This window comes from Streptomyces sp. LUP30 (genome assembly GCF_001746365.1).
Classification (GTDB): Bacteria; Actinomycetota; Actinomycetes; order Streptomycetales; family Streptomycetaceae; genus Streptomyces.
Window position 1 is genome coordinate 1 of the sequence record NZ_MJAJ01000048.1, and the last position, 20,812, is coordinate 20,812.

Sequence of the window (20,812 nt, forward strand, 5' to 3'; positions counted from 1 at the left end):
AGGGCCGTGATGATGCCCTTGATGCGCGGGTGGTCCGGGGCGACGCCGTAACGGATCAGGCCGAACGGGGCCGGCATGCGCTCGAAGAGGTCGACGGAGACACCCGGGTCGGCGGCCACGGCGGACTTGAGCAGCGCGTCGGCGGCGTAGATCCCGGCGGGGCCGGCTCCGACAATGGCTACCCGCAGGGGGCGGGGCATGATCAGGTTCCCTTCGAGTGGCGATGGATCGACTCGGGGGAAGCCTAAACTGAGGCATGCCTAACCCGGTACGCGGGTCCGGTCTATGGACTCATAACCATCACTTATGACCGGTGCGGTCGACCGGCGCGACGGTCGACCGCCCTCACGGCAGGGGCTGTTCGGCCCAGATGACCTTGCCCTTGGGCGTGTAGCGGGTGCCCCAGCGATCGGTGAGCTGCGCCACGAGGAACAGCCCGCGCCCGCCCTCGTCGGTCATGGCCGCGTACCGCAGATGCGGCGAGGTGCTGCTGCTGTCGGAGACCTCGCAGATCAGGGTGCGGTCGCGCAGCAGCCGCACGCCCACGGGCGCGCTGCCGTAACGGATCGCGTTGGTCACCAGCTCGCTGAGGATCAGCTCCGTCGTGAACGACAGTTCCTCCAGGTCCCAGCGCGCCAGCTGCCGGACCACCGCCGCCCGCACCTCGCCGACCGCCGCCGGATCCACCGGCACGTCCCACTCGGCGACCCGGTCGGCGCCCAGCGCCCGGGTGTGCGCGACGATCAGCGCGATGTCGTCGTTCGGACGGGCCGGCAGCAGGTCGCCCAGGACGCCCTGGCAGATCTGCTCCGGCGAACCCCCGGCGCCTCGCTCCAAGGCGCCTCGCAACAGCTCCAGACCGGTGTCGATGTCTCGTTCCCGGTCCTCGACCAGCCCGTCGGTGTACAGCACCAGCCGGCTGCCCTCGGCCAGTTCAGTCTCCACCGTCTCGAACGGCAGCCCGCCCAGCCCGAGCGGGAGCCCGGCGGGCACCTCGAGGTACTCGACCCGGCCGTCGGGGTGGACCAGCGCCGGCGGCGGATGGCCGGCGCGGGAGATCGTGCAGCGCCGGGAGACCGGGTCGTAGATGGCGTACAGGCAGGTCGCCCCGGACACCGGCGCGTTGGCGCTGTCGTCCGTCTCGTCCTGGTCGATGCGGGCCACCAACTCGTCGAGCAGTCCGAGGAGTTCCTCCGGGGCCAGGTCCAGGGCGGAGAAGTTGTGGACCGCGGTGCGCAGCCGGCCCATGGTCGCCGCCGCGTGCAGCCCGTGGCCCACCACGTCGCCCACCACCAGCGCGACCCGGGCCCCTGACAGGGGCAGCACGTCGAACCAGTCGCCGCCCACGCCCGCCTGCGCCGGCAGGTACCGGTACGCGATGTCCAGGGCGTTCTGCTCCGGCAGGGTGCGCGGCAGCAGGCTGCGCTGCAACGTGACGGCCATCCCGTGCTCACGCGTGAAGCGGCGCGCGTTGTCGATGGAGATCGCGGCCCGCGCCACGAGCTCCTCCGCGAGCACGACCTCGTCCGGGTCGAACGGGTCGGGCCGTTCCGAGCGCCAGAAGCTGACCACCCCCAGCGTCAGGGCGCCCGTCCGCACGGGCACGGTGATCAGCGAGTGGATGCCGAACTCCACGATCTGCTCGGTGCGTTCGAGGTCCTGGGCGCGCCAGCCCGGCGCATGGGTGAGACGGGCCTCCAGGACGGCACGGGCCTCGCGCAGGCTGCGGGCCTGCGGCGAGCTGTCCACGAACCGGATCCGCTCGCCCACCGCGTACAGCGGCACTCCCTTGCGGATCGCGCTCATCGCCGTGCGCCGCAGCGCGCCCCGCGCCTCCGGCTCCTCGCCGTCCAGCACGGCGTCGAAGAGGTCGACGGTGGCGAAGTCCGCGAACCTCGGCACGGCCAGCTCCGTCAGCTCCTCGGCGGTACGGGCCACGTCCAGGCTCGTCCCGATGCCCACCCCGGCCGCGTACAGCATGTCGAGGCGCTCGCGCGCCGCCTCCGCCCGGCCCGACAGGGCGCGCAGTTCCGTGGAGTCGCGCAGGGTGGCGACGCTGCCCGCCGGCCCGCCCGCCAGATCGGTGGGCCGCTGGTTGATCGCCAGCAGCCGGTCCCCGACCAGGTGCACCTCGTCGGTGACCATCCGTCCGGAGGCCAGCAGTTCGGCGGTGTCCCGGTCCAGCCCCAGGTCGAGAACCTGCCGGCGTTCGGCGTCCGGGGGCAGGTCGAGCAGGCGCTGCGCCTCGTCGTTGGCGAGCAGCAGGTCGCCCTCGCCGCCGACGATGATCACGCCTTCGCGCACGGCGTGCAGCACCGCGTCGTGGTGCTCGTACATGCGGGTCATCTCGCGCGGCCCGAGGCCATGGGTCTGGCGCAGCAGCCGTCGGCTGACCAGGGCCGTGCTCGCCAGGGCCAGGGCCAGGGCGACGGCGGCGCTGGCCAGCAGCAGGGGGAGCTGACGGTCGGCCGTGCCGCCGACGTGGGCCGTGGTGATGCCGGACGACACCAGTCCGACCACCTTCCCGTCGGCTGCCCGCACCGGCACCACGGCCTGGACGAGCCGGCCGATCGTCCCGTCGACCTCCTCGACCACGACTCCGCCGTCCAGCGCGGGCTGGATGGTCCCGACGAACTTCTTCCCGATGCGGTCCGGTTTGGGGTGGGTGTAGCGGATGCCGTCGGTGTTCATGACGACGATGAAGTCCATGTCCGAGGCCTTGCGGGCCGCCTCGGCCCGGGGCTGCAGGATCGCCGTGGGATCCGGGCTGTTCAGCGCCGCGACCATGCCCGGCGAGTTGGCGAACGTCTGCGCGACGGCCACGGACCGGTTACGTGCCTCCTGGGTGGTGTCGTGCCGCACCTGGAGCAGCAGCGCCACCACGCCGGCCACCACCAGCAGCAGCACGATGACCACCTGCAGGACGAACACCTGCGCGGCGAGACTGCGCCCGCCGAGTGTGGACTCGGGCGTACGCCGGGCCCCCGGGTCCCGGGGACGACGGGCCGGCCGGGCATCCGAGCGCCCCAGGAGTCGGACCATGTGCCATGTCTACACTGCCCGGCCGGATGAGGCGAGAGGCGTCACACAGGGTCACAGGACGCGCCCCTCATGCTCGCCCCGGGTGATCTTTTCGGCCGTCGCGCCGGGTGGCCAGGAGCAGGGCGATGTCGTCGGGCCGGTCCGCGGACTGCCGGGCCAGTGCGGTGAGCCGGTCGGCGACGGTCCCGAGGGGCCGACCGGGCGCGCCCTCGACGCCCGCGGCGAGAGCGTCGGCTCCGGGCGCCGAAGCCCGCGCGCGGCCCTCGGCCCGGCCGGGGGAACCCGTCCCCGGCCCGCCGGCCTCGGCCAGGGCCCTGCACAGCGTGGTGATGCCCTCGTCGATGTCGTGGCCGGGCCGCTCGACCAGCCCGTCCGTGTACAGGGCGAGGATCGCGCCCGGCTCCAGCCGGAGTTCGGTGACCGGGTAATGGGCTCGTGGGTCCACGCCGAGGACCACTCCGCCGGGCAGCTCCACCACCTCGGTTCGCCCGTCGGGGTGGCGCAGCAGCGGCGGCAGGTGCCCGGCGCGGGCGGCTCGGGCCAGGCCCGTGGCCGGATCCAGCCGGACGTAGCAGCAGCTGGCGAACTGGCCCGGGTCGAGGTCGATGAGCAGATGGTTCGTGCCGCCCATGACCTCCTGCGGGGGCCGGTCGGACAGCGCGAACGCCCGCACCGCGCTGCGCAGCTGACCCATGGTGGCCGCCGCCTGCACCCCGTGCCCCTGCACGTCCCCGATGACCAGGGCGAGGCCGTCCCCGGCCTCCACGACGTCGTACCAGTCCCCGCCCACGTCCATGCCCTCGGTGCCCGGCAGGTAGCGGCCGGCGGTCTCCACACGCGGGTGCTGGGACAGCCGCCGGGGGAGCAGTGCCTGCTGGAGCCCGCGGGCGAGAGCGGCTTCCGTGTCGTAGCGCTGGGCCTTCTCCATCGCGTGGGCGATCAGTCCGGCGAGCGCGGTGAGCACCGTGCGTTCCTCGGAGCCGAAGCTCCGGGAGCGGTCGAAGCCGAGGATGCACGAACCGACCGGCCGGCCGGAGGCGATCAGCGGAAGGAAGGCCCGGGCGCCCTCCTCCGCGTCGAGCTCGATGCCGGGATAGGCGGCCGCCAGCTGCTGCATCGAGTCGAAGAAGAGGGGGCGGCCCGTGGTGAGCGTCTCCACCCCCGGCAGCCGGGCCTCCAGGCCCACCCCTTCGAAGGGCGCGAGGAAGCCCTCGGGGAAGCCGGACTCCCACGCCAGGTACAGATGCCGCTCCTGGAGCAGGTAGATGGCCAGCATGCGGCTCCCGAACGCGGGCAGCAGCTCCTGCATCACCACCGCCGACACCTGCCGGGCGGTGACCGCCTCCGTCAGCGCGATGGCCAGCACGATGGGCCGGTAGAAGGGAGCGGTCGACGCGGCGGCGTCGGGCGCGTGAGCGTCGGTGTCCGCGGGCTCGGGAGCCGCGTCGTCCGGCACCCGGTTCGCCGGGACCGCTGTGCAGGTGACGAGGTCGGCTCCGGGGTACAGCGAGACACGCAGCCAGTCCCCCTCATAGAGAAGCTCGTCCGAGGGCCGGTCGGCGGTGGCCGGGCGCCGCACATGGAAGTGCGTCGGTTCGGGCGCCAGCAGGACGCCCCGCAGATGCTCCTCGTAGGTGGGCTGGTTCAGCCACGGCACGGATTCCCACAGCGACCGGCCGACCAGCAGATCGCGCGGCACGCCCAGGAGCCGGCCGGCCCGGGGATTGGCGTAGACGACGAACCCCATCCGGTCCAGGCAGAAGACGCCCTCCGGAAGCAGGTCGGCGGCCCCGTCGGCGAGGGCGCCGGGTCCGGGGTCGAGGAGGACACCGGCGACGGGAAACGGCCCGTCGGGGGCGTCGGCCGGGCTCTTCGCCCCCGACTCCTCCCAGAGCTCCAGCAGCCGCAGAGCGCCCTCGACGGTGCGCAGCCGGACCGGCAGCGGCGGCGGGCGTCCCCGGGCCGTCCGGTGGAACAGGCCGGGCAACCGCAGGGCGTCCGTCGCGTCGACGGCCCGGACCAGCGCGTCCAGCGTGCCGGTGAACTCGTCACCGGGCAGACCGAGCAGGCCGCGCGCGTGCTCGTCCACGGCGACGGCGCCGGTCGCCGGGTCCCAGGAGAACCGCCCGACGCGCCCGGGGGCAGGTCCCGCGACCGGCGGTCGCACGCACAGCGGCTCGTCGTCCCAGGTGACGGCCCGGCCGTCCGCTTCCAGCCGCAGGAGGGCCGCTCCCAGGCTGTCGGCCACGGCCGTCAGCCGCTCCCGGTCGGCCAGCACCTCCGCCGCGTCGGCGACGGCCCTGCCGAGGACGGTCAGCACCCCGAAGGAGCGGCCGTCCGCCGCGACGGGCACGTGCAGGGAACCGAACTGGAACGGCAGACCGGCGGCGAACTGCGGATAACGGCGCATCGCCTCCGCGGCGTTCGCCAGCACCACCGGGACGCCCGTACGGTGCACCTCGGTCACCGGGAAGGGCCTGTCGACGTTCACCCGCCACCAGGGGCGGAACAGGGGCCCGGGGAGCCCCGTCAGGACGGCCAGCCGCAGCAGACCGGGCGTGCCGGAGCACAGGTACACGCCCCCGGCGCTGCCGTCCGCGGCCCGCAGCGCCTCCGCCACGGCCCCGGTGAGCAGCGCGGGCGGCGGTCCGGACGTCTTCCGCTCGTTCCCGGCGCTCCCAGTCATCGGCCCTACCTCGTCCGTGCCGCGCGTGGGCGACACAGCAAGAATGCGCCACACCCGGCCGGATGTGCATCCCCGGATGGCCCGGGAGAACCGCTCCGGGCGGGGTATCCGCCCCGCCATGGGTGAGATTCTGGTGGGCGCGTGCTCATGGACGGACCGGGCGCTGGTCTCCAGCGGCTGGTATCCCCCCGGCCGGCGCGACGCGGAGGGCCGGTTGCGTCACTACGCCGAACGCTTCCCGGTCGTCGAGGTCGACGCGACGTACTACGCGCTGCCCACGGAGCGTACGAGCCTGCTGTGGACACAGCGGACCCCGGAGGACTTCGTGTTCGACGTGAAGGCCTTCTCCCTGCTGACCGGGCACCCCACCCGGTCCGCGGTGCTGCCGCCCGGGCTGCCCGACGACGTGCGCGGTCCGAAGGCGCTGGACGAGGTGTGGCGCAGATTCACGGACGGCATCGAACCCTTGCGGGAGACGGGCCGGCTGGGCGCGGTCCTCTTCCAGTTCCCGCCGTGGTTCCGCCCCGGCGTGCGCGCCCGCGCGTTCCTGGCGCAGTGCGCCGAGCGCACCGCGGGCTGGCCGGTCTGTGTGGAGTTCCGGCATCCGCAGTGGTGGCAGGGCGCCGACCAGTGCCGGATCACCGCCGACCTGTTGCGGTCCCACGGGTTCGCCGCCGTCGCCGTCGACATGGAGCAGTCCCTGGCGTCGGCGATACCGCCCGTCACGCCCGTCACCTGCGGGCGGCTGGCCGTCGTCCGGCTGCACGGACGCAGCAAGGCCTGGGGCAGCGGCAGCAAGGAGGACCGGTTCCGGCACGAGTACGCCGACGCCGAACTGGCCGAATGGACACCGAGGGTGCGAGAGCTCGCCCGGCGGACCGAGCAGGTGCATGTGCTGTTCAACAACTGCTGCGGGGACGCCGCCGTACGCGCCGCCACGAGGATGCGCGAGCTGCTCGACGACTGACCGGGCGGGCGGCGCCCGTCAGCCGGCGCTGACGTGCAGGGTGCTCTTGGCGAGCTCGTACGCCGGGAGCATCGCCTCGTGCTCCTGGGTGTCCATCCCGCCGAGGTGCAGCACCACGGGACCCTTGGGGGTGCTGACGGCGAGCGCGTGCTCCGTCTTGCTCTCCTTCAGGAGCTCGCTCGTGGTGACGTACTCGACCTCGGCGCCCGTGACGTCGCCCGACGTGAACGTGCGGTACACGGCCTTGCTCGCCCCCTTCTCGGCGGTGACGAAGCCCTTCAGCACGGTGCGCGCGTCGGCGTCGCCCGGCTCGCCGGTCCACACGCGCAGGAACCCGATCTTCCCCGCGGGCTTGGCGTCGATCTCGCACGCCATGGTGACGGGCCCCTGGCGCAGCAGCGCGTCGGCGAGATCGGCCAGGTCGCCGGTGGCGGCGGACGCCTCCTCGGCGTCGACCGCCTTGGCCTTCCAGAACTCCGCGACGTCGAAGACGACCGGAAGCTCGCAGGCGGACCCGGAGGCCCCTACGGACCCTCCGCGCGCGGCCACCTTCGCGTTCGTCCCGGTCGATGTCCCGGCAGAGGCCCCGGCCCTGCCCGACGCGCTGTCCGTGTCGTCCTCCGCGGCCGCGCATCCCGTCAGCAGCCCCGTCAACACGGCTGCCAGCGTCAGTCCTTGCCGCACGTTCCGCACGTTCCGTACATTCCCCACCCCACGGCGCACCGCTGAGTCTCCTCTCGCCGCCGGTGCGATACCGGCGGAGCACTGTAACCGAGAGGGGCATGGCCCGCGCCACCGAGATTTCCCGCCCGGCCCACGGCCCGGGAACCAGGGAATGCGCCGGACGTCCCCCGTGTTGAACCGCCTGACTGGCATGCACCGCTCAATCGGTGCGAGTCGGTGAAAGGAGATTCCCATGGCCCGCAGCACAGCGCGCCCCGTCGTCACCCTGAGGTCGACCGCCGGAACCGGCGTCGCCTATGTGACACGGAAGAACCGTCGCAACGACGCCGACCGACTGGTCCTGCGCAAGTACGACCCCGTCGCCGGCCGGCACGTCTCCTTCCGCGAGGAGAGGTAGGCCCTGACGGCCCGACCTGGGCAGGGCGGCCGGGGTTCCGGGACGGGACCCCGGCCGCCCGCTGACGCGGACGAGTGATGTGCCGTCATATTCGCGTCCGACAGGGAACCCATAGCGGCATGAGCAAGACCGCGCTGATCGTCATCGACATGATCAACACCTACGACCATCCCGACGCCGACCTGCTCCTGCCGTCGGCCCGCAGGGTGGTCCCGGTTGCCGCCGGTCTCCTCGACCGGGCCCGCCGCGCCGACGTTCCCGTCGTCTACGTCAACGACAACTTCGGCCAGTGGCGCTCGCACCACGGCGAACTCCTCGACACGGCCCTGGCGGGCCCGCACGCCGACCTCGTCGACCCGCTGCGCCCCGACGAGGCATCGCTGTTCGTCGTCAAGGCACGCCATTCGGTCTTCTTCGAGACCCCGCTGTCCTACCTGCTCGACCAGGAGGGCGTCGGCCACCTCGTCCTGTGCGGGCAGGTCACCGAGCAGTGCGTCCTGTACTCGGCCCTCGACGCCCACATCCGGCACTTCGAGGTGACCGTCCCCCGTGACGCCGTCGCCCATATCCACCCCGATCTCGCGGACGCCGCCCTGGAGATGATGGAACGCAACATGGGCGCCCGGGTGTGCGACAGCGCGGAGCTGTGGCCGTGAACGCCCGCGCACCGCACCGGCTCTGACGGACACCCACGCCGCACAGGCTCCGACGGACCCACGCCGCACCGGCTCTGACGGACACCCGCGCCGCACGGGCTCCGACGGACCGGCGCCGCACCGGCTCCGACGGACACCCGCACAGCACCGCAGCGAGCGGTGCCCCGCCCCGTGCGGGGCACGGGCCGGCCTTCCCATCGACTTCTCCGCGCAGCAAGGGGCACGACACATGGCCGAGTTGACCCGCCGCAGACTCCTGGGCTCGGCCGCGGGCGCGCTGGGCGCCGCGGCCGTCTCCCTCCTCCCGCCGAGCGTCCAGAAGGCCGTCGCGGCCGGACAGCCCAGTCGCGGGTCGCTCGCCGACGTCGAACACGTCGTCCTGCTGATGCAGGAGAACCGTTCGTTCGACCACTACTTCGGCACCCTGTCCGGGGTGCGCGGTTTCGCCGACCCCGAAGCGCTCACCCTCGACACCGGGCGTTCCGTATTCCACCAGCCCGACCCCGAGAACCCGAGGGGTCACCTCCTCCCCTTCCACCTGGACACCCGCACCTCCAGCGCCCAGGCCATCCCGTCCACCAGTCACGCCTGGTCGGTGCAGCACGAGGCCTGGAACGGCGGCCGGATGGACCGCTGGCTGCCGGCGCACCGCACGGCCGACGGCGCGAACGGCCCGTATGTCATGGGGTACTACACGCGCGAGGACATCCCGTTCCACTTCGCCCTGGCCGACACCTTCACCGTCTGCGACCACTACTTCTGCTCGGTCCTCGGCCCGACCTGGCCCAACCGCCTGATGTGGATGACCGGCAGCATCGACCCGGACGGAGACGAGGGCGGCCCCGTCATCCGCAACGCCGCGCCGACGCCGTTCAGTTGGACGACATACGCGGAACGGCTCCAGGCGGCCGGGGTGAGCTGGAAGGTGTACCAGCAGCAGGACGACTACGGCTGCAACCTGCTGGAGCAGTTCGCCGCGTTCCAGGACGCCCTGCCGGGCTCCGATCTGTACGAGCGCGGCGTACGCCCCCAGCCCGAGGGCGCCTTCGAGGACGACGCCCGCAACGACCGGCTGCCGACGGTGTCCTGGATCATCCCGCCCGGGCACCAGTCGGAGCACCCCGACTTCCTGCCGGCGGCCGGCGCGGCGTTCGTCGCCTCCAAGATCGAGGCCATCGCGGCCGACCCGGCCGTCTGGGCCAAGACCGCGTTCATCCTGAACTACGACGAGAACGACGGACTGTTCGACCACGTGCCGCCGCCGACCCCGCCGGCCGGCGCCCCCGGAGAATTCGTCGCCGGGCTGCCGATCGGGGGCGGCTTCCGGGTCCCGGCGATCATCGTCTCGCCCTGGACCGTGGGCGGCTGGGTGGCCTCCGAGGCCTTCGACCACACCTCCGCCCTGCGGTTCCTCGAAAGACTGACCGGCGTCGAGGAGCCCAACATCAGCGCCTGGCGGCGTGGCGCCTTCGGCGACCTCACCTCGGCCTTCCGCTTCGAGTCGGCCCAGCCGCTCGCGCCGGCGCTGCCCGACGGCACGGCCGAGCAGCTGCTCAAGGCACAGGAGGAGGTCGCGACGCTGCCCGCGCCGGCGCTGCCCGGCGCCGAGCAGACGTTCCCCTCCCAGGAGCCGGGCCGACGGCCGCAGACCTGATCCGGGCGGGGCCGTCGAGCTCGGGCCGCGCCGCCGGGCCACCGATCTCCGGACGGCGCGGCCCGCCGAAAACCACCGGCTCGTTTCGGCCGCGGCGGTGGACGCACCGGTCAGCCGCGGGTGACCGCGTCCGGGGGTTCTGCGCGCGTAGACAACGCAGCGCCCTGCGGGAGGAAGAAGAGGGCGCAGATCCGCAGCGGGTCCGGCTCCCGGTTCTCCGCCATGTGCACGCCCTGCGGGCCGACCGGTTCGACGATGCATCCGCCGGCGGGCGTCACGCACTCGGAACCGTCCGACAGGGTCCGCGTCAGCACGCCCGCCGTGACCACGGCCACCACCCGTCCCTCGTGGTAGTGCCAGGGCAGCGATCCGCCCGGCGGAATCTCGTAGTCCGTGACGACGACCCTGGTGTCCTGAGGCACGGCCAGTGAGAGGCGCTCGGTGAGGAGGCCGTCGGCGAGCAGCACCGGCCCCGGCTCCGCGCGGGGGCCGGCGCCCGCGCAGTGCCCGGGCTCGACGGTGGGCCTGGCGTCCGCGGGCGGCCGGCGGGTCACGCGGCGGTCGCTCGGGACGAGGGAGGCGAGGGCGCCGGGGCCGGTCGGGCCCACCGGGCGACGTAACCTGGCCGGGGTCATGTTCCGCTGGTCAGTGCGTTCCACGGAAGTGACAGTAGCCCACCTGAGTTACCACCACGTGACCGGGAGTCAGGGGCTCACCGGTCGTGCCCGCGCCGTTCCGGTCCGCAATGTGAGGGAGATGGCCCACGCGGGAGTAAGCCTCCCGGGGCGTCTTTGCGTCCTCCAGAGCGTGACTCGCACGAAACATCGCGCGACGAGTGTGTGGGGGAGACCTTGAGCATCCTGCGTCCCGAAGTGGAACGGCCTCGCGACCGCGCCGGAGAAGACCCTGCCGGGAAGGACCGTGCCCTGCAAGGCCGTGCCCGCGAGGACCGCGCCGGAGACGGCCGCGCCGTGGAGCAGCGCCTCGCCGGCGGCCGGGGCGCGCCGCACGGCGGTGCGCTCTCCCGCGCCGCCCGGTTCGTCGGCCGGACCCTGCGCGGCGAGTGGTACGGCATCGTGGTCGACCCGCTGCGGCAGCTGCGCCGCCGCGGCCCGGGGGCGCTGGTGCTGGCCGTCGTGGCGTGCCTCGGCGTGATCTTCTTCCATGCCCTGGCCCAGCACCCCGCGGGCGAGACGGCCGTGCGAGCCGTCGGCGGGGTCCAGGGCGACCTGCCTCTGTGGCTGACGCTGCTGCGCACCCCGGTCTCCCTCTACGTCCCCGCGCTCGATCTGCCGGTCTGGGCCGGCATCACCCAGCTCTTCCTCGCCTTCGCCCTGGCCGAGCTCGCCCTGGGCCGCCGCCGGACCCTGCTCGTCGCCTACGCGTCGACCCTGGCGGGCACCCTCTCGGTACGGGTGATGCTGGCGATGGGGCCCGGCTGGTGGGGCTTCGGCCTGCCGCCCGAGGCCGGCCAGGTGCTCGACACCGGCCCCTCCGCGGCCGTCGTCGGACTGTTCACCTACCTCTCGGTCGTCCGCCGCGCGCCCATCGTGTTCACGCTCACCGGCGGCTCGATGGTGCTCGAGTCGATAGCCGCACCGAACCTCGCCGGACGCGAGCATCTGATCGCGGTGGCCGCGGCCGCCGTCATGGGCCTGCTGCACGAGCGCGCCGGTCGGAGGAGGCGGGTGCTGTCCCTGTCCTTCGACCCGCCGACGGGATGACCCGGTGTCAGCTTCGAAGGGGCGGGTCACCAGGCTTGCCTGAGATGTTGCTATGAATTCGTGGTGCGGTTGAACACTTCGGTGTCCGGTCGCGTATAGGGCCGGGGGATTTCCTGTCCATGGCCGCCCACGACGCGTAGGAGCACTCCTTGGTTCAGAACAGGCGCAGACGCCCGACGGGCGGACGACGCGCGACCTTCCTGGCTGCGGCGCTGATGCTGGGCGGCGGCGGCCTGATGGCGGCGAACGTGTATGCCTCGGCCACCGAGGACGGCTCCGACGGCAACTCGACCCGACGGGCCGGAAACAGCGCCGTCACCGTCGACTGTCCGGACGTCGGGAGCAAGCTGACCAGCGTGCCGGACGGGGCGTCCGCCGAGGTCGACCGCGAACTGGCCCGACTCGACGAGCAGATCGCCGCGGCCTACCGTCAACTGCAGGAGTCGGCCCAGGCCGTGCGCCAGGACGCCGGTTTCGCGGACAACGCGGTCATGAACCCGCTGAAGGAGAAGCGCGGCGCGACGATCGAGCGCATCGCGGTCGCCATCGACCGGGTCGGCGACCGTCCGGAGGGCCTCGAGGCCCTCGCCGCCTGTTCCCTGCGCGCCAACGACGACCAGGCCGACGGCGGCGCCGACGGCAACGGTGACGAGAACCAGAACGGCGATCAGAGCCAGAACGGCGACGACGGTCGGAACGGCGGCGGTCAGCAGGGCGGCGACGGTCAGCAGGGCGACGGACAGCAGGGCAACGGCGGACAGGCCGGCAACGGGCCGGTCGCCGCGGACTACGCGGACATCAAGTCCGTCCAGCCCTCGCAGCAGACGTCGGACCCCGCGTCCGGTCCCTCCCGCGGAACCTTCACCAGCAGCTGCGGAGTCAACGCCAACGGGCTGTTCAACTCGGACAACGTGATCGTCGCACCGGGCGTCTCCAACGGCGCCCATCACTTCCACGACTACATCGGCAACCAGTCCAACAACGCCTTCGCCTCCGACGGCGATCTGGCGAAGGCCGAGACGAGCTGCGTGGACCAGGGCGACAGGTCGACCTACTACTGGCCCGTGCTGCGGCTGCAGAACGGCGCTCAGGAACGGGACGCGGGGAGCCCCGGCGGCGGAGTCGAGGGCAACGCCGGCAAGATCGTCACGGCCAAGGACGTCACGCTGACCTTCGTCGGCAACCCGCGCTCCCAGGTCACCGCCATGCCCCGGCTGCTGCGCATCATCACCGGCGACGCCAAGGCCTTCGTCAACGGCACGGCCAACGCCAACGCGTCGTGGAGCTGCACCGGGTTCGAGGACCGTCAGCTCAAGGACAAGTACCCGCTCTGCCCGGCCGGCAGCGACGTGGTGCGCACCTTCCGCTTCCAGAGCTGCTGGGACGGCGCCAACATCGACAGCGCCAACCACCGCACCCACGTGGCCTTCGCCGGCGCCGACGGCAGCTGCCCGAACGGCTTCAAGGCAGTGCCGCAGCTGGTCCAGCGGATCGTGTACGACGTCGACGCGCCGAGCCTCCAGGACGGCGGCAAGACGACTCCGCTGTTCGCGGTGGACTCCTTCCCCGAGCAGTTGCACAAGCCGGTGACGGACCACGGCGACTTCATCAACGTCTTCGACGACAACCTGATGCGGGAGATGGTCGACTGCATCAACGGTGGCCGTACCTGCGGCGCGGGCACGAAGCCGGGCGACGGCGGCGGCAACGGCAACGGCGGTGACAGCGGTTCCGGAAACACCGGAAACACCGGAAACACCGGAAACGGCAACAGCGACGGAAACGGTTCCGGGAACACCGGTAACGCCAACGGCGGTGACAGCGGTTCCGGAAACACCGGCGACAACGGCACCGCGGGCAACGGTTCCGGCAACGGCGGCAACAACGGTTCCGGCAACGGCGGCGGTACCGGCGGCGGTAACGAGGACAACGGTTCGCAAGGGGGCGCGCAGCAGTCCCAGGCTCCCGAGTCCCCCCGGGCGTCCGCGAGCGCGGCCACCGAGCCGCGCGTCTACTCGAAGCCCTCGCCCAAGGCGGCCGCCCCGGCGCCCGTGTCGGCGCCCGCCGCCGCTTCGGGCGGTGAGATCGGCGCCCCCGCGACCGCCCCCGCGAGCGCTCCGGCGTCCGCCGCCGCCCCCGCCCCCGCGCCCACTCCCTCTTCCAGTGGGTCGGAGCCCCCGGCCGACACCGGCTCCGGCGCGATCGTCGGCGGGACCGAGCCCCAGGCGGTCCAGGGCGGCCTCGCCGAGACCGGCGCCAACCTGTGGCCCGGGGCGCTGGGAGCCCTGCTGGTGATCGGCGGCTTCGTCGTCCTGCGCCGCAGCACCCGGCGCACCTGAGCTCCGAGCGCACGACCACGGGGCCCGTCGGACTGCCGACGGGCCCCTCTTCGTGTGCTCCCTTCGGGGAACCCGACTCCGCACCGGCGTCCTCGACGGCGGGAGCACGGTCACGTCAGGTCGCCGTGCCATGGACAATTGATCGAGATCGTTGGCGCTGTCGACGCACAACAGGGAGCCACGGAGCATGGCGGGCGCACGGTGAACGAGACACGTAGGACGAAATGGGCGCTGCCGCACGTCGGCCCGGCGCACCTGGACGCCGTCGCCCGCGCGCGAGGCTGGGCCCGGCTCGCGGTGCTGCTGGTCGCCGGATGTGCGGCGGTGGTGCTGGCGGGCGCGGGGGCGGGCGGCTGGCTGATCCTGCTGTCCGGGTTCGCACTGCTCGCCGTGGCCGGGGCCGGCGTGTGGTGGATGCTGGCGCACCGGGGCGGCGCCCGGCTGTTCGGTGCTCTGCTGGCCGCGACCGCGCCCGTGGGCGTCATGGTGATGTACGCGCTGTCCGGTCTGTGGCCGGTGGCGGTGGGCGCGCTGGCTCTGTGGGCGGGCGCGCTGGCCTCGGCCCGTGCCTCGCTGCGCAGCGTGCGCCGCCCCAAGGGCACGCACGGCCGTCGGACCCCGCCGCCGCGCCGGCCGGTGCTGATCATGAACGTCCGCTCGGGCGGCGGCAAGGTGGTCAAGCACCGTCTCGTCGAACGCGCCGAGGCGCTCGGCGCCCGGGTGGTCGTGCTCGGGGCCGACGACACCTACACCGACCCGGCGGAGGAGGCCCGCCGGGCCGTCGCCGGGGGCGCGGACCTGCTCGGCGTGGCGGGCGGCGACGGCACCCAGGCGCTGGTCGCGGCCGTGGCCGCCGAACACGACGTGCCCTTCCTGGTGGTCGCCGCCGGAACCCGCAACCACTTCGCGATGGACCTCGGCCTCGACCGCACCGATCCGGTGCGCAGCCTGGACGCCCTCACCAACGGCGTCGAGCTGCGCGTGGACCTCGGTGACGTCGGCGGACGCGCCTTCGTCAACACCGTCTCCTTCGGGGCGTACGCGGAGATAGTGCAGAGCCCCGACTACCGCGACGCCAAAGCCGCGACCGCCCTGGATCACCTTCCGGACCTGCTCCAGGGAGACGCCGCCCCGGTCCTGCACGTGCGTGCGGACGACACCGAGCTGCACGCCCCGCAGGCTCTTCTGGTCAGCAACAACGCCTACGCCCGCGCCGATCCGCTGGGCGGCGGCCGTCGCCCCCGGCTGGACGCCGGCCTGCTCGGAGTGATCGGCGTCCGCGTGGAGGGCGCGGCCCAGGCCGCCGAGATCGCGCTGTTCGGCGAGCGCGCGGGCGGCATCACCTCGGTGACCTCCCGGCGCGTCGTCGTCGAGGCCGACCGGGAGCGCATCGCGGTGGCCGTCGACGGCGAGGCTCTCGAACTGGCCACCCCCGTCGTCTGCACGGTACGGCCCGCCGCGCTGCGTGTCCGGGTGCCCCGGCACCGTCCCGGCGCCGCCTACGCTCCCCCCACGGTCGACTGGCGGCGGGTCCTCCGCCTCGCGCTCGGCCGTCCCGACCCCCGCACCGTCAAGGAGGCCTACGATGTCTGACCGCCGCCCGAAGCTTTCCGCCCGGAGTCTGGTCAGTGACCTCGTCACGCTGGACCAGGCCCTGTACGAGGCGGTCACCGTGACCAGGACGCCCACCCTGGACACCGCTCTGCGCCGGCTGTCGGCCGCAGCCGACCACTCCAAGCTGTCCTTCACGGTGGCCGCGGCACTGTCCCTGTGCGGGGGACGCCCGCGCCGGGCCGCGGTGCTCGGCGTCGCCGCCATCGGCGTGGCCTCGGCGTCCGCCAACCTGCTCGGCAAGAAGCTGGTGCGCCGTCCGCGTCCGCACCGTGCCGAGGACTCGCCGTTCCCGGGACGGCACGTGCCGATGCCGCACTCGGCGTCGTTCCCGTCCGGCCACACCGCCTCGGCCGTGGCGTTCGCGGCCGCCGTGGGCCCCACCCTGCCGGTGACCGCCGTCCCGCTGGGGCTGCTGGCCTGCGCGGTGGGCTACTCGCGGGTCCACACCGGCGTGCACTACCCCGGTGACGTGGTGGCCGGCGCCCTGCTGGGCACGGGCTCGGCGGCGCTGGTCGTGGCGCTCGCCGCGCACGCGGCGAGGAACTGAGCGGGGCCGCCGTCCGGGCCCGCCGCCCGCTCGCCTACCCGTCCGCCGCCTCGGGGCGGCCGCAGTGCAGGAACAGGTGTGGCTCGGGCACCGCCTCGGGGTGGTCGGGGGTGAACAGCACGTGCTCCTCGGCCAGCACGGTCAGACCCGCCCGGGTGACCAGGTCGACGAGCGCCTCGCCGGCGAAACTGGTCACCCGCACGGGCTGCCCCATGAAGACGGCGTCGACGCCCTCGACGTCGAGCGGCACGGTCGCCAGCACCAGACTGCCCCCGGGCCGCAGTGCCCGCGCCAGTCTGCCGATCAGGTCGGCCTGCTGCGCGCGGTCCAGCTGCAACAGCGAGAAGTAGACGCAGACGGCGTCCCACGAGCTCTCGGCCAGCGGGAGTTCACGTGCGTCCACGCAGCGGAACTCCGCCTCGGGCACCTGCCGGGCGGCCAGCTCCACCATGACGGGGGAGACGTCGACGCCCAGCACCTCGTGCCCCGCCCCGGCCAGGGTCTCGGCGGTCGGCCGCCCGGTCCCGCTTCCGACGTCCAGCACGCGGCTGCGGGGCGTGAGCCGCCCGAGCAGCCACTCCAGCGACCTGCGGTGCGCCTCCGAGTGCGCGAATGCCGTCTCGTACGCGGGCCCCAGCGCGTCGAAGACCCGCGCCGCGCGCCGTCCGTCGTCGTCCGTCAAGCCGGTCAAGTCGGTCAAGTCGGTCCCCCTGTCGTGACGTGCGGTTTCGCTCACGCGTTTTTCACTACCGTAAGTAACATGATCCAATCCTCTGGACGTGGAAGCTACTCGCGAGTAGCCACGCCCCAAGGCAACCGTCGTTCCGTTCGGAGGACCCCCATGACCACTCCCGAGGACGCTCTGCAGGAGTCCCGCGCCGCGTACGAGGAGCATGCGCGCACCTGCCGTCAGTGTCACTTCGACGCGTCGCCCTGCGCCGTCTCCAAACTCCTCCTGCGCGCCTACAACAACGCCAGACGGGCTCAGGCGCGGGCCGACTCCGCGATGCGCTGAGGGGGCAGGCCCCCTCAGGCGGGCCGAACGGCTCCGCGCAGCGCACCCTCCCCGAACGGGAGGATCGCCTCCTCGCGGATGGACGCCCCCGGACCCGGCGCGTGGATCATCATGCCGTCACCCGTGCACAGTCCCGTGTGGCTGAGGTCGTCGAAGAAGAAGACGAGGTCGCCCGGGCGCAGATCGGCGAGGCTGACCCGGGTGAACGCCTTCGCCTGGTCGATGGCGGTCCGCGGCAGGGTCACCCCGGCGGCCCGCCAGGCGGCCTGGGTGAGGCTGGAGCAGTCGTAGGACTCGGGCCCCGTCGCTCCCCACACGCAGGGCCTGCCCACCTGGGCCCGGGCGAAGGCGAGCGCCTTGTCCGCCTTCCGCAGGTAGGCCGTGCCCGTCGTGCGGGACGTCACGTCGGCCGGGGCCACGACGGGCGGGACGGCGGCCGGAAGCGGGGCGGCGGGGGCCGTCGGACCGACGGCGACCGGGTACCCGCCCCCGACCGTCACCACGTCCCATGCGGGGGCCGTGACGACCGGTGCGGCGGCGACCTGGCTCGGGGCGGACGCCCCGGCGGGCACGGAGAAGCCGGACTCCGTTGCCGTGAGGGGGAGTCCGGCCGCCGTAGGGCCGAGCGGCGGTGCGGCGACACCCGGACCGGAGGCCTGGGGACCGGGGACGGCCGTGAACGCGTCGACGCCGGGCGCCTGGATGCCCAGGTCCGTCGTGGGGAGGCCGAAGTCGGGCATGACGTAGCCGGACGGGGCGGCGCCGGCGGACAGGGCGGCGCCGAGGGCCGGTTCGGGAACCGGGTAGCCCGTCGTGACCGTGAGGCCGCCGGTCCCGGCGTCGGGCGTCAGGATGCCGGACTCCCGCGCGCGCAGGCCGATCTCCGGCAGGGGATAGCCGGACGGCGGCGCGGTGAAGCCGGGTTCCGACCCGAGCTGGTCAGGAGCCGGGGCGGGGGCGGGGGCGGGCACGACGAGGGCGGCCTCGGGCGCCGCGAGGCCCGACGCCGGTGCGGCGAAGCCCGATGCGGCCGTGGCGAAGCCCGACGCCTGCGCGCCGAGGTCGGTCGCCTGGGCGGCGAAGCCCGACGACGGTGTGACGATGCCGAGTTGGCCCGTGGTGGTGAGGATGGCGTCCGCGCCGGCGGGCGCGGCGGTGCCGGCGGCGGTCGGCCGTCCCGCCCACGCCGCCGTGATCTCCGCCCGGAACGCCTGCTGTTCGGCGGTGTCCCAGGGCTGCTGAACCGGCTGGGCCTCGGCCGGTTGCGCGTCGACCACCGGCAGGACGGCCGTGGGAGCCGCTGCCGCGACCGGAGCAGGGGCGGGCAGGGCCGGCGTGGGGCGGGCGAGGGCGCGGGTCAGGATGTCCCGGGCCGCCATGAGCTTCCGCCCGTTGCGCTCCTTGGTGTCCTTGAGCGAGGCCTGCCGGTCCGCGGGCGCGGCGGCGGCCGGGGCGGAGGCGGCGGGCCCGGCCGGAAGGGCAGGGAGGGCGGCCGGGGCGGGCGCGAGCGCCTTGGGCTCGCCCTGACGGGGCTCGGGCACCGCGGGCAGCGCGGCGACCGCGCGTCCGGTGAGCTCGGGAACCCGTCGTACGGCGGCCTCCAGCTCACGCACCACGGCGCTGTCGCCGGGGCGTTCCGACGTGCCGGCGGACCGGGGCGCCGGGGCCGGCAGCCGGTCGGTCGGCAGCACGGCGGGGACGGTGGGCCCGACCCGGTCGCGAGCGCGGTCGAACCACTGCCTGGCCACCGCGTCGAGCGAGGCGTCGGACGAGCGGCGTCCGCTGTCGGCGACCGAGCCGGCCGTCCTGCGCGAGCGGCCCGACATCGCGCGTGTCGCGTTGTAGTTGCCCGTGTCGCTCTCGGCGCGGTCGTAGAGCGAGTTGACCCGCTGCTGGATCTCCGCCCGACTCGGCTCGTCGCTGCTGCCTGGGGAGCGCGGGCTGCGATCCGTCGCCATGGAAGACGTTCTCCTTCCGTGCTCCGTCGCCGTGGGCGGCGGAATCCGGGCGACCCCTGTTGCGGGCGCCTCAAGCCCCCTGCCCTGAAGGGCAGTCGAACGGCCTGGCGTCAACTTAGCCAACTTGTGTGCCTGGCGTGAAGATTGAGGTCTTAAATGTCCGATACGTAGTCGTGACCTTCGTCTCTCGCCCGCCGTCGCGCCGCTGGTCCGAGGGGTACGGTCGCGCCGGTCACGGTCGTCGGCGACTCGTCCCGGTCGCGGGGCCGCGGCTGCGGGCCGCCTCGTCCTGGGCGAGCAGGGAGAGCAGCGCGGCCACGCTCAGTCCCGCCTCGGCGGGGTGGCGCAGCACCCTGTCGGGCTCGATCCGGTAGATGTTGCCGCGCCCTTCCCTGGTGTGGGACAGGTAGCCGTCCTGTTCCAGGTCCGCGATGATCTTCTGCACGGCCCGCTCGGTGAGCCGGCAGTGCGCGGCGATGTCCCGGATGCGGGCGCTGTTGTCGTCCGCGATGACGGCGAGCACGCGCGCGTGGTTGGTCAGGAACGTCCATCCGTTGTGTGACTCGGGCACCCCTTCCATGAGGCAATCCTATGTCCAAGGTTTCACGTATACAAAGACCGGAACTTCGTTTCGTGTATTGGTTGACGTGTGACCGAGGCGGGGTGACCCTGGTGGTGACATGTGGAGTGACCGGGGAGGCGGGCATGCCGGAACCTGCCCATGACGCGAACGCCGGAGGCGTGGATGCCCGTTCGGCAGCGGAGACGCGCCGCGCCGCCCGTCCTCGTCGGACGGCCGCCGGTCCCGTGATCCGCGCCCGTTTCGAGAGGGACCGCGTAGTCGTCACGGTCCGGGGCGAACTCGATCTGGACTCGACCGAACAGCTGGAGCGAGCTCTGCACGGAGCTCTCGGCGCCGCGGTCGGCGGGATCGACCTCGAACTCGACGGAGTCGCCTTCTGCGACTGCTCCGCCCTGAACGTGCTGCTCGGTGCGCGGGAGCGCGGCCTGGACGAGGGCAAGACGATCGTCGTGCACACGGTGAGCCGGGCGGTGGGGCGCCTGCTGGAACTGACCGGCACCGGCACGCTGTTCGACGCCCCCGGCCCCCACGACGATGCTCCCGGCCCCACCGACGGCGCTCCCGGTCCGACCGCCGCCGCTGCCGTCGGCCGGCGGGCCGACGCCCCCGGCGAAGGCGTCGTGCACGACCTGCGCGTCGAGGTCGTGCGTCTGCGGCGCGCCCTGCAGACCCGCCCGGTGATCGACCTCGCCCGAGGCATCGTCATGGCCTCCTTCGGCCTGGGCGTCGAGGAGGCATGGCGGGTGCTGGCCCTGGCCTCGCAGAACGCCGGCGTCCCCCTGCACCGCCTCGCCCAGGACCTGGTCGGTGCCGTGCAGGGCGGGCAGCCGGCGGGCGCAGCGCACGAGGAGGTGGCAGCGGCGGCCGCCACGGTCAGGTCGGAGGCGGCCGCGGCCGCCCTGGACGGCGGGACCGACCGGACCGAAGGCTGACCCGCCCGCCGCCC

General features: G+C 73.5%; 18 protein-coding genes. 10 read left to right on the forward strand and 8 right to left on the reverse strand.

The features are described from left to right. From BG482_RS30775 to BG482_RS30785, 3 genes are all read right to left on the reverse strand, one after another. Positions 1-200, reverse strand: a 200-nt coding sequence (locus tag BG482_RS30775; protein WP_176741510.1) for an FAD/NAD(P)-binding protein, incomplete at its 3' end; no start/stop codon positions are given. A 145-nt stretch (positions 201-345) separates the two neighbouring features. After that, a complete protein-coding gene (locus BG482_RS30780; protein WP_176741511.1) occupies positions 346-3,042 on the reverse strand; it encodes a SpoIIE family protein phosphatase/ATP-binding protein in 2,697 nt (898 codons plus the stop codon). Positions 3,043-3,109: 67 nt separating this feature from the next. Continuing rightward, positions 3,110-5,728 (reverse strand): SpoIIE family protein phosphatase, encoded by a 2,619-nt coding sequence (locus tag BG482_RS30785; RefSeq protein ID WP_069772463.1) that lies wholly within the window; start codon positions 5,726-5,728, stop codon positions 3,110-3,112. 118 nt (positions 5,729-5,846) lie between these two features. Between BG482_RS30785 and BG482_RS30790 the strand changes: the two genes are divergently transcribed. After that, entirely contained in the window at positions 5,847-6,695 is an 849-nt protein-coding gene (locus tag BG482_RS30790) for a DUF72 domain-containing protein (protein ID WP_069772464.1), read from the forward strand. An 18-nt stretch (positions 6,696-6,713) separates the two neighbouring features. Here the strand turns inward: BG482_RS30790 and BG482_RS30795 are convergent, their stop codons facing one another. Then, on the reverse strand, positions 6,714-7,388 hold the full coding sequence (locus tag BG482_RS30795; RefSeq protein WP_069772465.1) for a lipoprotein: 675 nt from the start codon (positions 7,386-7,388) through the stop codon (positions 6,714-6,716). A 223-nt stretch (positions 7,389-7,611) separates the two neighbouring features. Here BG482_RS30795 and rpmG point away from each other — a divergent pair, with 223 nt between their 5' ends. The 3 genes from rpmG to BG482_RS30810 all read left to right on the forward strand — a co-directional run bounded on the left by rpmG (position 7,612) and on the right by BG482_RS30810 (position 10,086). Then, complete coding sequence (rpmG, locus tag BG482_RS30800) at positions 7,612-7,776, forward strand: 50S ribosomal protein L33 (protein ID WP_069772466.1); 165 nt, start codon at positions 7,612-7,614, stop codon at positions 7,774-7,776. Between the two features lie 119 nt (positions 7,777-7,895). Continuing rightward, positions 7,896-8,432 (forward strand): cysteine hydrolase family protein, encoded by a 537-nt coding sequence (locus tag BG482_RS30805; RefSeq protein ID WP_069772467.1) that lies wholly within the window; start codon positions 7,896-7,898, stop codon positions 8,430-8,432. A 229-nt stretch (positions 8,433-8,661) separates the two neighbouring features. Next, a complete protein-coding gene (locus BG482_RS30810; protein WP_069772468.1) occupies positions 8,662-10,086 on the forward strand; it encodes an alkaline phosphatase family protein in 1,425 nt (474 codons plus the stop codon). 110 nt (positions 10,087-10,196) lie between these two features. On the opposite strand, the gene BG482_RS30815 is transcribed toward BG482_RS30810, so the two are convergent. Beyond that, the gene (locus BG482_RS30815; RefSeq protein ID WP_141746678.1) at positions 10,197-10,745 is read right to left on the reverse strand and encodes a cupin domain-containing protein; all 549 of its coding nucleotides are present in this window, start codon (positions 10,743-10,745) and stop codon (positions 10,197-10,199) included. Positions 10,746-11,138: 393 nt separating this feature from the next. On the opposite strand from BG482_RS30815, the gene BG482_RS30820 reads away from it, so the two are divergent. The 4 genes from BG482_RS30820 (at position 11,139) to BG482_RS30835 (ending at position 16,310) form a co-directional block, all read left to right on the forward strand. Then, on the forward strand, positions 11,139-11,810 hold the full coding sequence (locus BG482_RS30820) for a hypothetical protein (protein ID WP_256096534.1): 672 nt from the start codon (positions 11,139-11,141) through the stop codon (positions 11,808-11,810). A gap of 236 nt (positions 11,811-12,046) precedes the next feature. Further along, positions 12,047-14,149 carry a DUF1996 domain-containing protein gene (locus BG482_RS30825; RefSeq protein ID WP_069772505.1) on the forward strand — a complete coding sequence of 701 codons (2,103 nt, stop codon included), beginning with the start codon at positions 12,047-12,049 and terminating at the stop codon, positions 14,147-14,149. Between the two features lie 201 nt (positions 14,150-14,350). Next, positions 14,351-15,742 (forward strand): diacylglycerol kinase family protein, encoded by a 1,392-nt coding sequence (locus tag BG482_RS30830; protein WP_370745923.1) that lies wholly within the window; start codon positions 14,351-14,353, stop codon positions 15,740-15,742. Next, complete coding sequence (locus BG482_RS30835; RefSeq protein WP_069772470.1) at positions 15,735-16,310, forward strand: phosphatase PAP2 family protein; 576 nt, start codon at positions 15,735-15,737, stop codon at positions 16,308-16,310. Before BG482_RS30830 ends, BG482_RS30835 begins: the two co-directional genes overlap by 8 nt. A 34-nt stretch (positions 16,311-16,344) precedes the next feature. Here the strand turns inward: BG482_RS30835 and BG482_RS30840 are convergent, their stop codons facing one another. Then, on the reverse strand, positions 16,345-17,001 hold the full coding sequence (locus BG482_RS30840; RefSeq protein WP_370745925.1) for a class I SAM-dependent methyltransferase: 657 nt from the start codon (positions 16,999-17,001) through the stop codon (positions 16,345-16,347). Between the two features lie 150 nt (positions 17,002-17,151). Between BG482_RS30840 and BG482_RS44215 the strand changes: the two genes are divergently transcribed. Continuing rightward, entirely contained in the window at positions 17,152-17,325 is a 174-nt protein-coding gene (locus tag BG482_RS44215; protein ID WP_176741512.1) for a hypothetical protein, read from the forward strand. A gap of 14 nt (positions 17,326-17,339) precedes the next feature. Here BG482_RS44215 and BG482_RS45480 read toward each other — a convergent pair whose 3' ends face one another. Both BG482_RS45480 and BG482_RS30850 read right to left on the reverse strand, forming a co-directional pair. Next, positions 17,340-19,283 (reverse strand): NlpC/P60 family protein, encoded by a 1,944-nt coding sequence (locus tag BG482_RS45480; protein ID WP_256096532.1) that lies wholly within the window; start codon positions 19,281-19,283, stop codon positions 17,340-17,342. A gap of 232 nt (positions 19,284-19,515) precedes the next feature. Continuing rightward, positions 19,516-19,863 carry a helix-turn-helix domain-containing protein gene (locus tag BG482_RS30850; protein WP_069772471.1) on the reverse strand — a complete coding sequence of 116 codons (348 nt, stop codon included), beginning with the start codon at positions 19,861-19,863 and terminating at the stop codon, positions 19,516-19,518. Positions 19,864-19,988: 125 nt separating this feature from the next. Between BG482_RS30850 and BG482_RS30855 the strand changes: the two genes are divergently transcribed. Beyond that, on the forward strand, positions 19,989-20,798 hold the full coding sequence (locus BG482_RS30855; RefSeq protein WP_079142370.1) for an anti-sigma factor antagonist: 810 nt from the start codon (positions 19,989-19,991) through the stop codon (positions 20,796-20,798). The last annotated feature ends 14 nt before the right edge of the window (positions 20,799-20,812 follow it).

Excerpts from the sequence above, each read along its gene's own strand:
- BG482_RS30835 (WP_069772470.1), top strand. The coding sequence starts at position 15,735 with ATGTCTGACCGCCGCCCGAAGCTTTCCGCCCGGAGTCTGGTCAGTGAC.
- BG482_RS30825 (WP_069772505.1), top strand. The coding sequence starts at position 12,047 with ATGGCGGCGAACGTGTATGCCTCGGCCACCGAGGACGGCTCCGACGGC.
- BG482_RS30780 (WP_176741511.1), bottom strand. The coding sequence starts at position 3,042 with ATGGTCCGACTCCTGGGGCGCTCGGATGCCCGGCCGGCCCGTCGTCCC.
- BG482_RS30785 (WP_069772463.1), bottom strand. The coding sequence starts at position 5,728 with ATGACTGGGAGCGCCGGGAACGAGCGGAAGACGTCCGGACCGCCGCCC.
- BG482_RS45480 (WP_256096532.1), bottom strand. The coding sequence starts at position 19,283 with ATGGCGACGGATCGCAGCCCGCGCTCCCCAGGCAGCAGCGACGAGCCG.
- BG482_RS30805 (WP_069772467.1), top strand. The coding sequence starts at position 7,896 with ATGAGCAAGACCGCGCTGATCGTCATCGACATGATCAACACCTACGAC.
- BG482_RS30855 (WP_079142370.1), top strand. The coding sequence starts at position 19,989 with ATGCCGGAACCTGCCCATGACGCGAACGCCGGAGGCGTGGATGCCCGT.
- BG482_RS30790 (WP_069772464.1), top strand. The coding sequence starts at position 5,847 with ATGGGTGAGATTCTGGTGGGCGCGTGCTCATGGACGGACCGGGCGCTG.
- BG482_RS30850 (WP_069772471.1), bottom strand. The coding sequence starts at position 19,863 with ATGGAAGGGGTGCCCGAGTCACACAACGGATGGACGTTCCTGACCAAC.
- BG482_RS30810 (WP_069772468.1), top strand. The coding sequence starts at position 8,662 with ATGGCCGAGTTGACCCGCCGCAGACTCCTGGGCTCGGCCGCGGGCGCG.
- BG482_RS44215 (WP_176741512.1), top strand. The coding sequence starts at position 17,152 with ATGACCACTCCCGAGGACGCTCTGCAGGAGTCCCGCGCCGCGTACGAG.
- rpmG (WP_069772466.1), top strand. The coding sequence starts at position 7,612 with ATGGCCCGCAGCACAGCGCGCCCCGTCGTCACCCTGAGGTCGACCGCC.